At 69.2% G+C, this 13,145-nt stretch carries 9 protein-coding genes; 4 read left to right on the forward strand and 5 right to left on the reverse strand.

What is annotated here, in order from left to right:
• Positions 1 to 37: 37 nt before the first annotated feature.
• Together ACQP0U_RS32330 and ACQP0U_RS32335 are read right to left on the reverse strand one after the other, a co-directional pair.
• Positions 38 to 2,962: a transglycosylase domain-containing protein gene (locus tag ACQP0U_RS32330; protein WP_433314540.1), complete on the reverse strand. Its 2,925-nt coding sequence runs from the start codon at positions 2,960 to 2,962 to the stop codon at positions 38 to 40.
• Between the two features lie 197 nt (positions 2,963 to 3,159).
• Positions 3,160 to 3,609: a DUF5318 domain-containing protein gene (locus ACQP0U_RS32335; RefSeq protein ID WP_433314541.1), complete on the reverse strand. Its 450-nt coding sequence runs from the start codon at positions 3,607 to 3,609 to the stop codon at positions 3,160 to 3,162.
• Positions 3,610 to 3,784: 175 nt separating this feature from the next.
• Between ACQP0U_RS32335 and ACQP0U_RS32340 the strand changes: the two genes are divergently transcribed.
• Complete coding sequence (locus ACQP0U_RS32340; RefSeq protein ID WP_030331823.1) at positions 3,785 to 4,423, forward strand: PadR family transcriptional regulator; 639 nt, start codon at positions 3,785 to 3,787, stop codon at positions 4,421 to 4,423.
• A gap of 23 nt (positions 4,424 to 4,446) precedes the next feature.
• Positions 4,447 to 5,526 (forward strand): inositol-3-phosphate synthase, encoded by a 1,080-nt coding sequence (locus tag ACQP0U_RS32345; RefSeq protein ID WP_145778348.1) that lies wholly within the window; start codon positions 4,447 to 4,449, stop codon positions 5,524 to 5,526.
• A 258-nt stretch (positions 5,527 to 5,784) separates the two neighbouring features.
• On the opposite strand, the gene ACQP0U_RS32350 is transcribed toward ACQP0U_RS32345, so the two are convergent.
• Both ACQP0U_RS32350 and ACQP0U_RS32355 read right to left on the reverse strand, forming a co-directional pair.
• Positions 5,785 to 6,264, reverse strand: coding sequence for a methylated-DNA--[protein]-cysteine S-methyltransferase (locus ACQP0U_RS32350; protein ID WP_433314545.1), 480 nt, complete (start codon positions 6,262 to 6,264; stop codon positions 5,785 to 5,787).
• Positions 6,265 to 6,447: 183 nt separating this feature from the next.
• Positions 6,448 to 8,532 (reverse strand): S8 family serine peptidase, encoded by a 2,085-nt coding sequence (locus tag ACQP0U_RS32355; protein ID WP_433314548.1) that lies wholly within the window; start codon positions 8,530 to 8,532, stop codon positions 6,448 to 6,450.
• 217 nt (positions 8,533 to 8,749) lie between these two features.
• Here ACQP0U_RS32355 and ACQP0U_RS32360 point away from each other — a divergent pair, with 217 nt between their 5' ends.
• Together ACQP0U_RS32360 and ACQP0U_RS32365 are read left to right on the forward strand one after the other, a co-directional pair.
• Positions 8,750 to 9,271 carry a hypothetical protein gene (locus ACQP0U_RS32360; protein ID WP_433321337.1) on the forward strand — a complete coding sequence of 174 codons (522 nt, stop codon included), beginning with the start codon at positions 8,750 to 8,752 and terminating at the stop codon, positions 9,269 to 9,271.
• Positions 9,272 to 9,297: 26 nt separating this feature from the next.
• The gene (locus ACQP0U_RS32365) at positions 9,298 to 10,821 is read left to right on the forward strand and encodes a flotillin family protein (protein ID WP_433314550.1); all 1,524 of its coding nucleotides are present in this window, start codon (positions 9,298 to 9,300) and stop codon (positions 10,819 to 10,821) included.
• An 86-nt stretch (positions 10,822 to 10,907) separates the two neighbouring features.
• On the opposite strand, the gene ACQP0U_RS32370 is transcribed toward ACQP0U_RS32365, so the two are convergent.
• On the reverse strand, positions 10,908 to 12,935 hold the full coding sequence (locus tag ACQP0U_RS32370; RefSeq protein WP_433314553.1) for a S8 family serine peptidase: 2,028 nt from the start codon (positions 12,933 to 12,935) through the stop codon (positions 10,908 to 10,910).
• Between the last annotated feature and the right edge of the window lie 210 nt (positions 12,936 to 13,145).

Below are 13,145 nucleotides of genomic sequence, written 5' to 3' on the forward strand. Positions count from 1 at the left end.
TCGTCCGGCCGGCGGCGGCGTTGTGCGCTGGTGCGGGTCAGTCCCGGTTGGGTGGCAGGCCGGGCATCAGTCCGCCACCGCCACCGCCTGTTCCGTTGCCGCCGGGATTGCCACCGGGGTTACCTCCAGGATTGCCACCGGGGTTACCGCCTGGGTTGCCGCCCGGGTTGTTCCCACCGGGGTTGCACAGAATGTCGATCAGCGGGTTGCAGAGGGGACCCTGGCCGGGCTGACCACCCCCCGGGTTGGTCGGTGGCGGTGGAGGCGGCGGCGCTTCACCGTTTCCGGAATCCGGATCACCGACGTTCGCCGCCGGCGGGAAGTCGACCTTGGGCTTGCCCTTCAGGGCCTCGTCCATGAACCGCTCCCAGATGTCGCCCGGGAGGTTTCCACCACTGACCTTCCGCTTGTCCTTGAGGATGAGCGGCTTTCGGTCCCGGACGTTGCCCACCCACACCGCGGTGGCCAACTGCGGCGTGTAGCCGACCATCCAGGCATCGCCGTTGTCCCTGCTGTCGCCCTTGAGCTCCCAGGTGCCGGTCTTGGAGGCCGCCTTGCGACCGTCATCGAGCCGGTGGTTGACAGCGGCCGGGTAGTCCTTCAGCACGGACGTCACGTCGTCCACGACGCCCTTGTCGATTCTCCGCTTCGAGTCGAGCTTCTCGCTGTAGACCTTGTCCCACTTACCGCTGTTCGGGTTCTGCTTCTCCACCGAGTAGAGGAAGTGCGCCTTGTTGTAGACGCCTCCATTGGCGAAGGTGGCAACGCCGTTGGCGTGGTCCAGCACCGTGATCGGGTACTGGCCGTATCCGACGACGTTGAAGAACGGCTCCGGCGTGATGTCCTTCGGGTCGCTCTTGGTCAGGTCATAGGCCTTGGCCGGGTTGGTGTCCGTGCGCCACATGGTGGTGACGCCGGCCTGCTTGGCCATGTCGACGACCTTGTCCGCGCCGATCTCCTCGGTGACGTAGTAGAACGGCACGTTCAGGGACTTGAGCGTGGACACCCGGAGCGTGCAGGAGTTACCACAGTCGGGGTTGTCGTCGCCTGCGTTGCTGACCTTGAACTCGGTGCCTTCCGGCTTGAAGGCCTTGCCCTTCCACCGAGACTCGAGAGCCTTCTTCTCCTTGAGCGCCGCGGCCAGGGTGTAGATCTTGAAGCTTGAACCGGGCGAGTGACCGCCGCTGATCGCCCCGGTGGAGTCGGTGTTCTTGCCCGCGTAGTCGGTGCCGGTGCCGTTGTCACCGCCGTAGTACGCGAGGACCCGACCATTGGTGGGGTCGATCGCCACCACCGCGGCCATCAGGTTGCTCGGCTGATCCGCCAACTCGGAGCCCTTGGACTTGCGCTGGGCCGTCTCGACCGCCGCCGCCTGCATCTTGGTGTCGACTGTGGTGCGGATCCGGTAACCACCGGCCATCAGCGCCTGGGAGCACAGCGGCTTGGCGTCTGTCACCTGCGTGTCCTTCTCGACGCAGATGCCCCTGTCCCGCATCTCTTCCCGGACGTAGTTGATGACGTTGCCGTACGGGGTGTTGACGCCGAAGTCGACGCCGATGCCACCCTTCTTCGGGGCCTTGATGGTCTTGGGGTAGGCGGCCGGTCGCTCCGGCTTGCCGGCCACACCAAGCCAGCCCTCCTTGACCATGCCGTCGATCACGTAGGTCCAGCGATCCTGGGCGGCGGTCAGGTTGATCGCCGGGTCGTACCCCTGGTGGGTGGCGCTGGGCTCAGGCTGCTTGATCAGCGCCGCGAGCACGGCACCCTCGCCCGGATCAAGCTTGCCCACCGACTTGCCGAAGTAGGTCTGCGCCGCAGCCTCGATGCCGTAGGCACCCCGGCCGAAGTAGATCACGTTGAGGTAGTGCTGCATGATCTGCGGCTTCGTGTACTCGTCGTTGAGCTTGGAGGCGAAGATCGCCTCCTTCACCTTCCGGGCGTAGGTGTCGTCCTTCAGGTTGTCGTAGGCGTTACGCGCGTACTGCTGGGTGATGGTGGAGGCACCCTGCTTGTCGCCGCCCGAGAGGTTGTTCCAGCCGGCACGGGCGATGCCCTTGTAGTCCACGCCGGAGTGCCGGTAAAAGTTCCGGTCCTCGGCTGCGGCCACCGCGTTCTGCACGTACACCGGAATCTGGTCGATGGTGACCAGGGTTCGGTTCTGGTCGCCCACCTTGGCGATGATCGTCTTGTTGTCGAAGGCGTACAGGGTGGTGGCCTGCGGCGGAGTGATCTCGTCCGGAAGCACCACGCTCGTCGAGTAGTAGGTGAACCCGACCACGCCGATGCCGGCGAGCATGATGAAGACGGCGAACCCGGCGATCAGCAGGTTCATCCGCTTGCGCTTCTTCGCCCGCGCCGCGGCGCCCGGGTCACCCGGACCACGACCGCCCCGACCGGGACCGCCCGGCCCGCCCGGCCCGCCCGGTCCTCCGGGGCCGCCCGGCCCACCGGAGACCGGCGAGACGCTCGCCCTGGCGACCGCCGCACGGCCACCGACCGATGCGGAGCCGACGCTGGCCCGGCCCGCCGAGGCGGCGCCGACCGAGGCCGCACCGACGACTGCCCGACCGGCCGGTGCGCCCGGCGCCGGGGAGACGGGCACCGAGGCCCGACCGGCGCCGGCGCGGCCAGCGGCCGCACCAGGTGCCGGCGACACGGGCACCGAGGCCCGACCGGCCCGGCCGGTCGCCGCCGAACCCACCGAGGCGGACCCGGCGGCCGCGCCGCCACGCGGCGGCACCGAGGCCGAACCGCCGACCGTGGCGCGACCACCGGCGGCCCGCGGCGTCACCGAGGCCCGGCCCGGGGTTGCCGCGCCGCCCTCCGATGCTGACCAGCCGCTTCCGCCGGAGTCACCGCCGGGTCGGCGGTACGCGTCGTCCGTGCCCGGTCCGGGGTCACCGTCTGGACCCGAGTGCCGGGTCCGTCCGCGCGCAGAACTGGGATCGCCGTACGAGTTCATTCCTCACACCCTGCCGGTCGCGGTGGGGCGCTGCTGCGCCGCCACCGGGTTGCCGTGAGTTGCTTCACCCGGGACGCCAGCACGGGGGTGCCAGCCGACCGGGGTCATTGCCGTATCAATCGGGCCAATCGGACCACCAAGCGGTCGACCGTCCCGGGTTTCGTCTACGGCCCCGGGGCCGGTACAACCAGCTGAGATCACCGTTGCGCCTCTCGCCTCCGCCGGCCGGTGCCTTCGGCGCCCGCCGCGTCCTGTTCGCTGGTGCCGTCGCTGTCGCTGGCCAGACCGTCCCGGCCGAGCAGGTACTGCTCGACGAGATGGTTCCAGTCACAACCGAGGCACACCTCCACCACGAAGACCTGGAACTCACGCAGCGTCATCGCCAGCACGGGCAACTCGGTAAGTGTCCGGGCCTGCCCGGCGGACTGCTTGAGCTCGTCCCCGTAAATGTAGTGGACGAGGGTCAGGTTTTCGCTGCGGCAGATCGGGCAGCGCCGGTCGGTCGGCTCGCCGTGGAACCGAGCGGCATTCTTCAGGTACGGCGACGCGTCGCAGACGTCGTACGTGCCGACCCGGCCGGCCAGGAGTTCACGCAGCACTGCTCGCTTCTGAAGCGAGTAGTCCACGACCTGGCGCTGCGTACGCATGCGGAGAAGGGTACGCGGTCCGGCCCGAGCAGGCGACCACGCTCACAATCCGTGACGACGACATCTCGGAACGGGGGTTTGCCCTGGCCCGCGTGACCCGCTAACGTGCGATGTATCGGTCCGATACATCGCGGCGGTTACCACTCCACGCCGGAGGGTAAAGAGAGGGTGGCCAGTGCTTGAGTTCGCCATCCTCGGCCTCCTGCAGGAGTCTCCGATGCACGGCTATGAGCTGCGCAAGGAGTTGACCGCCAAACTCGGCGCGATCCGGGCGGCGATCAGCTACGGCTCGCTCTATCCCACGCTACGCAGGCTGCAGGCGGCGGGATGGATCACCGAAGCTGCTGAGACACCCGCCACTGCCGAGGAGGTTCCCGCGCTGACCAGCCGACGAGGTCGGGTGGTCTACAAAATCACCGCGGAAGGCAAGGAACGCTTCGCCCAGCTGATCGCACAGGCCGGGCCCGAGACGTACGACGACACGGGCTTCGGGGTGCACTTCGCGTTCTTCGCCCGGACCGACCAGGCGACCCGACTGCGCATTCTGGAGGGTCGCCGCCGCAAGATCGAGGAGCGTCGCGAAGGGCTTCGTGACGTGCTGGGCCGGGCGGCCGAGCGCCTCGACGCTTACACGCTGGAACTGCAGCGCCACGGCCTTGATGCCTGTGAGCGCGAGGTCCGCTGGCTGGAGGAGCTCATCGCCAACGAGCGCTCCGGCCGAGCCCCGACGGTCCCGAACATCGGGACAGCCGGCGGCCGACGAGAAGACAACAGCCCGCCTCCGCCTGGAGAGACCAGGAATGAGCGGCCGTGACAGAAAAGAAGGAGGCAGACGCTATGGGCTCCGTCCGCGTCGCCATCGTCGGTGTGGGTAACTGCGCCTCGTCCCTGGTTCAGGGCGTCGAGTACTACCGGAACGCCAACCCGAACGACCGCGTCCCGGGTCTCATGCACGTCGCCTTCGGCGACTACCACGTCAATTCCGTGGAGTTCGTCGCGGCATTCGACGTGGACGCCAAGAAGGTGGGCATGGACCTCGCGGAGGCGATCGTCGCCAGCGAGAACAACACCATCAAGCTCTGCGACGTGCCGCCGACCGGCGTGAGCGTGCAGCGCGGTCCGACCTTCGACGGTCTGGGCCAGTACTACCGCGAGATCGTCGAGGAGTCGGACGCCACTCCGGTCGACGTGGCGCAGGCGCTGCGTGACGCGCAGGTCGACGTCGTCGTCTGCTACCTGCCGGTCGGCTCCGAGCAGGCCGCCAAGTTCTACGCCCAGGCGGCGATCGACGCCGGCTGCGCGTTCGTCAACGCCCTGCCGGTCTTCATCGCCTCCGACCCCGAGTGGGCCAAGAAGTTCGAGGACGCGGGCCTGCCGATCGTCGGTGACGACATCAAGAGCCAGGTCGGCGCCACCATCGTGCACCGCGCCCTCGCGAAGCTCTTCGAGGACCGCGGCGTCGAGCTGCTGCGCACGTACCAGCTCAACTTCGGCGGCAACATGGACTTCATGAACATGCTGGAGCGCAAGCGGCTGGTCTCGAAGAAGATCTCGAAGACCCAGTCGGTCACCTCGCAGATCCCGCACGAGATGAGCAAGAGCGACGTGCACATCGGCCCGTCGGACCACGTGCCGTGGCTGGACGACCGCAAGTGGGCGTACATCCGCCTGGAGGGTCGCTCGTTCGGTGACACCCCCCTGAACGCCGAGCTCAAGCTCGAGGTCTGGGATTCTCCGAACTCGGCCGGCGTCATCATCGACGCGGTCCGGGCCGCGAAGATCGCCCTGGACCGGAAGATCGGCGGCCCGATCCTGTCGGCCTCGTCGTACTTCATGAAGTCCCCGCCGGTGCAGTACGCCGACCACGACGCCCACCAGGCTGTCGAGGAGTTCATCGCCGGCGAGGTCGCGCGCTGACCCGCTGACCACCAGCAACGTCGAAGGGCCGGGTCCGCGTGGACCCGGCCCTTCGACGTTGGTCGGCTCCCCGGGTACGAGCGGCTGTCCCGTGATCCCCGCCACCGCTTCCGCGACCACGGGTGGCAGGCGGACTTTCGATAATCCAGTCATGGACCCGCCGTGGCTCGCCCACCCGGGTGACGTCGCCGTCGGCCCGCAAGGGTCGCCCCGCGCCGGGTAGGCCCCGCCTCCGGCGGACGGCCACTGCGGGGCGACTCAGGACCAGGCGTGTCGCAGGGCGACCCCGGCCTCCAACTCCAGCAGCTTGACCTTGCGGGGCAGGCCCCCGCCGAAGCCGACCAGCTTGCCGCCCGCGCCGACGATCCGGTGACACGGCACGATCACCGGGATTGGGTTGCGGTTGCAGGCCACTCCCACCGCCCGGGCCGCGCCGGGATCGCCGACCAGGCGGGCCACCTCGCCGTACGTGAGCGTCTCCCCGTACGGAATGCGCGTCATCTCCCGCCACACGGCGCGCTCGAAGTCGGAGCCGCTTCGCATCGACACCGGGACGGTGAACGCTGTCAACTCACCGGCGAAGTAGGCCCGCAGCTCGTCGACGGCCGCCCGGGCCAACGCGTGGTCGGGCTCGTCGGCGGCCGACTCCAATCGACCGAAGTGCGTGCCGCAGACAGTCTCGCCGTCGCTGGCCACCGAGAACTCGCCGATCGGCGAGTCGAGCACGGTCCAGCGCATCAACCCATTGTCCCCGATGCCGCTGTTGCGCGGGACAGCCCACCCGGTCCAGGGCGACGCGGAGCCGGCGGGAGTGCCAGCCGTTGCGCTCGAAGTGGCCAGACGGGCGGTGCCCGCCGGAGCCGCCCGCTAGGGGGCGACGCCGACGGGCACCGACTACACGTTCGGTGGCGCGAAGGCCGATCAGGCCGGGTTGACGAAGAAGCGCTCGCCGGCCGTGAGGCCGAAGTCGTCGAGAGCGTCGTTGAAGGTCTTGTTCGGGATGAGCTGGCTGGTGCCGGCGCTGCCCGCGCTGACGGCCTGCCCGTCGATGTACGCCCGCAACCAGATCGACCCGTCGCCCCGGTACCAGCGGAAGTCAAAGACCTCCCAGTCGGCCACGCCGGGACCTGATGCGACAAGTGGCTTGCTGCCCGCGCCTTCGGCGCTGACGTACTTGCCGTTGGCCAGCGAGCGGAGCGCGAAGAAGCCGAAGTCGATGTCGACCATCTCGAACTTCTCCCAGGTGCTGACCGAGGCGGCCATCGGGATGAGCGGCTTTGAGCCCGCACCGTCGGCGGAGACGTACTTACCGCTGGCGGCCGACTTGATGCTGACGATCGGGTTCGGGGCCTCGACGTCGAACTTCTCCCAGGTGCTCGCGCTCGCCCGGCTGGCGATCAACGCACCACCGGTGTTCGGCGCGGTCACGAACTTGCCGTTGATCGTGGCCTTCAGACTCACCGTTCCATCCGAGTTGTCGATCAACTGGAATTTCTCCCAGCTGCCGATCGACGGCCCGTTGGCGATCAGCGGCTTGCTGCCCGCACCGTCAGCCGAGACGAACTTCCCATTGACCTTCGCCCGCAGCGCGACCAGGCCGCCGCCGGCGTCGACGATGTCGAGCTTCTCCCACCCGCCGAGCGCCGGGCCGTTGTTGACCAGCGGCTTGCTGCCAGCGCCGTCGGCCGAGACGAACTTGCCGTTGGAGCGTGCCCGCAACCCGTGCGAGGCACGCGCCGGCGAGACGGCAGCCGCAACGTTCAGCAGTCGGTCCGTACCGCCCCACGGGTTGTGCACGGCGCCAGCGGTGCCCCTGGTGACGATGGTGTTCCGGACCTGCGCCGGGCTCCAGGTCGGATTGGCCTGGAGCAGCAGCGCGGCGGCCCCCGCGACGTGCGGGCTGGCCATCGACGTGCCGTTGAAGGACACCGAGCCGTTGCCGGTGCCGGCCGCGGCGGAGACGATGCTCATGCCCGGCGCGTAGATGTCGATGCAGCTGCCGTAGTTGGTCCACCAGGACCGGTAGTCGACCATGTCGGTCGCGCCCACGGTGATCGCGGCCGACACGTTCGCCGGGGTGTAGGAGCAGGCGTCGTCATAGTCGTTGCCGGCGGAGACCGCGTAGGTCAGGCCGTTGGCGACGGAGTTGTTGATGGCGTTGGCGACCGCCTGATACGTGCCGTCGTCGTAGCCACCGAGGCTCATGTTGACCACGGACGGACCGGTTTTGTGCGTGGTCGCCCAGTCGATCGCGGCGATGATGTCGTCCGTACGGGCGTTGCCGCCGCAGTCGAAGACCCGCAGAGCGACGAGCTTGACCTCCTTGGCCACGCCGAACCGGGTGCCGCCGATGGTGCCCGCCACGTGGGTGCCGTGCCCGTCGCAGTCCTCGGCGACGTCGTCCTGGTCGGCGAAGTCGTACCCGGAGACGGCTCGGCCACCGAAGTCCTGGTGAGCCACGTCGATGCCGGTGTCGATCACGAAGGCGGTGACACCGGCGCCCGTGGTCGGGTAGGAGTACGAGCCGTTCAACTTCGGCGAGACCTGATCGACGCGATCAAGGCCCCACGAGGGTGGCGCGGTCTGCGTCCCGCTGGTCGTCAGGGTCCGTACCGGCTCCACGTAGGCCACGTCCGAGTTGATTGCCAACCGGGCCGCCTGCTGCCCGGTCATCGTGACCGAGTAGCCGTTCAGCGCCTTCTCGAAGACCTGACGGACCGTGCCGCCGTTGCTCTTGGTCAACGCCGAGGCGGCGGCCCTGCGCTGCGCCGGAGTGGCCTTCTTGTCCTTCAGGGCGACGATGTAACTGCCCGGGACGGCGGCACTGGGCTTGGCCTGGGCACGCTTGGCGTGCGTCTCCGCGGCCTTCTGGTCGGCCCCCGCCGAGGACGGAGCGGAGGGTTTGGCCAGCGCGGCGCCACCGGTGCCGGCGCTGACGATGAGGGTTGCGGAGGCGAGAGCTAGGCCCGCCACCGCCGAGCGGCGAATGACGCCACGACGTTTCACAGATTGAACTCCCCGTGTCTCGTTGACCATCCCCCGCGGATGGTCAGGCATGCGCACGGCCGGTGTCGCATCGAGGTGCGCGACTGCGGTGGGCGCTCCGTCATGATGGATGATCGCCAGCCGCGCGCACCTCCGCTTTTCGGTCGACACGCACCCGTGTCGTCGTCGGTTCGCCGACAGAACAACGAGCATCGACACGTTGCGGGACGTCGATACCGTGCAGGTCGTGGCAACGGGGACGCTCATCTTTCTGATCATCGGCGGGGCGGGCATCGGCGTGCTCGCGCTCGCCCTGCTCGGCACCGAGCTGCTCCAGTTCGGGCACGCCGACGTGGACGGTCCGATCTCGATCGAGACGGTCGCCGGCTTCGCCGGGGCATTCGGGTTCGGCGGGGCCATCGTCAACGAACTGCTCGGTGCGCGTACCCCTGGCATGGTCGTCGGGGCGGTGGCCGGCGGCGTGCTCGCGGCCGTGCCCACCGGGTGGTTGGCGTCCCGGCTGAGCCGGGCGGCGCGGAACATGCGCACCGACCCCACCCCCACCCGTGACGACCTGGTCGGCGCGCTCGGCCTGGTCGTCACCCCGGTGCCGGCCAACGGGTACGGCGAGGTCCGCGTTCGCCTCGCCGGCCAGCCGGTCAAGCTCAGCGCCCGCGCGGACCAGCCGATCCCGATCGGCGCCCAGGTCTTCGTCGTGCAGGCGCTCAGCGAGACCAGCGTGCACGTAGAGACCTTCTGACCCCCCTCGTAGACGGGACTCCTTATATGGCCCTACTCATCGCCATCGGTGGCGCGGTCCTCCTCGTGCTCATCCTGGTGCTCTTCGTGCTCTCCCGGATCAAGGTCGCCGGCCCGAACGAGGCGTTCATCGTCACCGGTCGCAAGGGCCGAACCACGCAGACCGCCGACGGTGCGCGGTCCACCGACAACTCCGGGCAGAAGGTCGTACTGGGCGCCTCGGTGTTCGTGCTGCCGGTGGTGCAGAAGCTCCAGTCGCTCGACCTGTCCAGCCGGCGGATCGACGTCGGCATCCGGGGCGCCGTGAGCAAGCAGGGCATCCGCGCCGACCTGCACGGCGTCGCGATCGTCAAGGTCGGCGGCACCGAGGACGCGATCCGGGCCGCCGCACAACGTTTCCTGCACCAGCAGGACGAGATCGACAACTTCACCAGGGAGGTGCTGGCCGGCGCGCTGCGCTCGATCGTCGGCCGGCTCACCGTCGAGGAGGTCATCCGCGACCGGGCGGCGTTCGCCAGCGCCGTGGCCGAGGAGGCCGAGCACTCGATGACCAACCAGGGTCTGGTGTTGGACACCTTCCAGCTCCAGGACATCCTCGCCGAGGGCTCCTACCTGCAGGACCTGGGCCGACCCGAGGCCGCCCGGGTGCTCAAGGACGCGGCGATCGCCGAGGCGCGGGCCCGGCAGCAGGCCGAGCAGGAACGGCTGCTCGCCGAGGAGGCCATCGCCGAGGCGAACCGGAACCTGGCCCTCAAGCAGGCCGGCATCCAGGCCGAGATCGACGCGGCGAAGGCGAAGTCCGCAGCCGCCGGCCCGCTCGCCCAGGCCGAGCGGGACCAGGCGATCCTCTCCGAGCAGCAGAAGGTGGCCGAGCGCAACGCCGAACTCAAGCAGCGCCAGCTCGACACCGAGGTACGCAAGCCTGCCGACGCGGCCCGGTACAAGGTGGAGCAGGAGGCCGAGGCGGCCCGCAACGCGGCGGTGCTGCACGCCGACGCGCAGCGCCAGGCCGTCATCGCCGCCGCGCAGGCCTCCGCCGAGCAGGCCCGCCTCACCGGTGAGGGCGAGCGGGCCCGCCGGGCCGCGCTCGCCGAGGCGAACGCCATCGAGGGCGCCAAGGAGGGTGAGGCCGAGCAGCGCCGACGCTCCGCGATCGCCGAGGCGGTGGAGCGGGAAGGTCAGGCCGACGCGGCAGCGATCCTGGCCAAGGGTGAGGCCGAGGCCGACGCGATGGCGCGCAAGGCCGAGGCGTTCGCCGCGTACGGGGAGGCGGCCGTGCTGGACCTGCTGGTCAAGGTGCTGCCGCAGGTCGTCGAGGCGGCCAGTGCGCCGATCGGGGCGATCGACAAGATGACTGTCATCTCCACCGACGGCGCGTCGTCGCTCACGAAGTCGGTGGCCGGCAACGTGGCCCAGGGTCTCCAGCTCGGCAGTGACCTCACCGGGATCGACCTGCCCGGCCTGCTGGCGCGGCTTGCCGCCGGCCGGACCGACGCCGCCGCGCCCGCCAGCGGCGTCAACACTGTCGACGGAAACGCCGTCGCGCGCTGATCTGACGGAGGACACGTAACGAGCAGCGCCCGCCGGTACCTCCCCGAAGGAGAGGTACCGGCGGGCGCCGGGGATTTGCGAACCGGTCAGGCGGGGTCGACGACGAACTGCTCGCCGACGCCGAGGCCCAGGGTCTCGCTCGCCCAGTCGATCGTCCGGTTGGGGATCAGCTGACCGGTGCCGGCACTGCCGGCGCTGATCGCCTGCCCATCGACGTAGGCACGCAGGTAGACCGACCCGTTGGCGTTGTAGTCAAGGAAGTCGAAGACCTCCCAGTCGCCGATCGCAGGACCGCTGGCACGCAGCGGCAGGCTGCCAGCACCCTCCGCCGAAACGTACTTGCCGTTGACCAGGGCGCGGAAGCCGAAGAACCCGCCCTCCAGGTTGACGACCTCGAACTTCTCCCACCCACCGACCGAGTTGACGACCGGGATCAGTGGCTTGCTGCCGGCACCGTCTGCGGAGACGTACTTGCCGCTCGCCACCGACTTGATGCTGACAACCGGAGCCGGCGCGTCGACGTTGAACTTCTCCCAGGTGCTGATCGACGGCGCGCTGGCGGTCAACGCCGCACCGCTGCTCGGTGCCGAAACGTACTTTCCGTTGACCTTCGCCTTGAGGCTCACCGTGCCATCGGTGTTGTTGATCAGCTGGAACTGCTCCCACAGGCTGACCGCCGGGCCCTCGGCCACCAACGGCTTGGTGCCCGCGCCGGCGGCGGAGACGAACTTGCCGTTGACCTTGGCGCGAAGCGCGACAAGCCCGCTGCCGGCGTCGACGATGTCGTACTTCTCCCAGGCCCCGAGCGCCGGGCCGATGGCGACGAGGGGCTTGCTGCCCGCACCGTCGGCGGAGACGAACTTGCCGTTGGAGCGAGCACGCAGGCCGTGCGAACTGCGTGCCGGGGAGGTACTGCGGACGTTGAGCAGCCGATCGGTCGCCCCCGCCGGGTCGTGCACCGCGCCAGCAACACCGCTGGTGACGATCTGGTCGCGAACCTGCTGCGGCCTCCAGTTCGGGTTGGCCTGAAGCAGCAGCGCCGCGGCACCCGCCACGTGCGGCGACGCCATCGACGTGCCGCTGATCGACAGCGTGCCGTCGCCGCTGCCGGCTGCAGCGGAGACGATGCTCACGCCGGGGGCGTAGGTGTCCACGCAGCTGCCGTAGTTCGAGAACCAGGCCCGGAAGTCGATCTTGTCGGTGGCGCCCACGGTGATCGCGGCCGGAGCACTGGCCGGCGAGACGTTACAGGCGTCCTGCATGCTGTTGCCAGAGGCCACGGCGTAGGTGATACCGGTGCCGATCGACCGGCTGATCGCGTCGTTGACGGCCTGGTTGTTGCTGTTGAACCCAAGGCTCATGTTGGCCACGGCGGGCTTCACCGCGTTGGCCGTGACCCAGTCGATGCCCGCGAGGACCTGCTCGCTGGTGCCGCTGCCCTCACAGTCCAGGACACGGACGGCGACGAGCTGGACGGCCTTCGCCACGCCGAAGGTGGTGCCGCCCACGGTGCCGGCGACGTGCGTGCCGTGCCCGTCACAGTCCTGGGCGACGTCGTCCTGGTCGACAGCGTCCCACCCGTATCGAGCTCGCCCACCGAAGTCCTGGTGGGCGATGTCGATGCCAGTGTCCACAACGTAGGCGGTGACACCGCTGCCGGTCGTCGGGTACGTGTAGCTGTTGTCGCGCTTCGAGCCGCTCTGGTCGATGCGGTCGAGGCCCCAGGACGGGGGGTTGGTCTGGGTGCCAGTGGCCGAAGCGATCTGGACCTGCTCCACGTAGGACACAGCCGGGTCGGCGGCCAGCCGCTCCGCCTGCCGGCGGTTCATGGCCGCCGAGTATCCGTTCAAGGCGCTGCTGAAAACCCGACGAACGCTGCCGCCGTTGGCCGCCGCGAGCGCGGATGCAGTTGCCTTGACTTCTTTCTGAGTGGCCTTCTTGTCCTTCAGGACCACGATGTACCGGTCGGGCACTGCCTGCTGGGTGCTGGCGCCGCGCACCTCCGGTCGTTGGGTGGAGGGCTGGCCAGCCGGTGCGGCACCAGCGGTGCCGGCGCTGACGATGACGGTTGCTGAGGCGAGGGCGAGGCTCGCCACCGCCGTGCGGCGTATCACGCCACGACGCTTCACTTGATGATCTCCCCGTTTGGTCGTCGCCCGTCCGACCCGAATGTCGGGCGGGCGGAATTCGGCGGCGGTAGGTCGTCACCGCCTGCCGACGGACGTCAGGACATCATGGATGAGTGTCGAAGCGGCTTACCTCAGCCGTTCGGTCGAGATGAGCCTGTCTCGTGGTAACACTGACGCGCAGAGACGAAGGCGCCC

Source organism: Micromonospora sp. CA-269861 (assembly GCF_050948505.1).
Taxonomy (GTDB): Bacteria; Actinomycetota; Actinomycetes; order Mycobacteriales; family Micromonosporaceae; genus Micromonospora.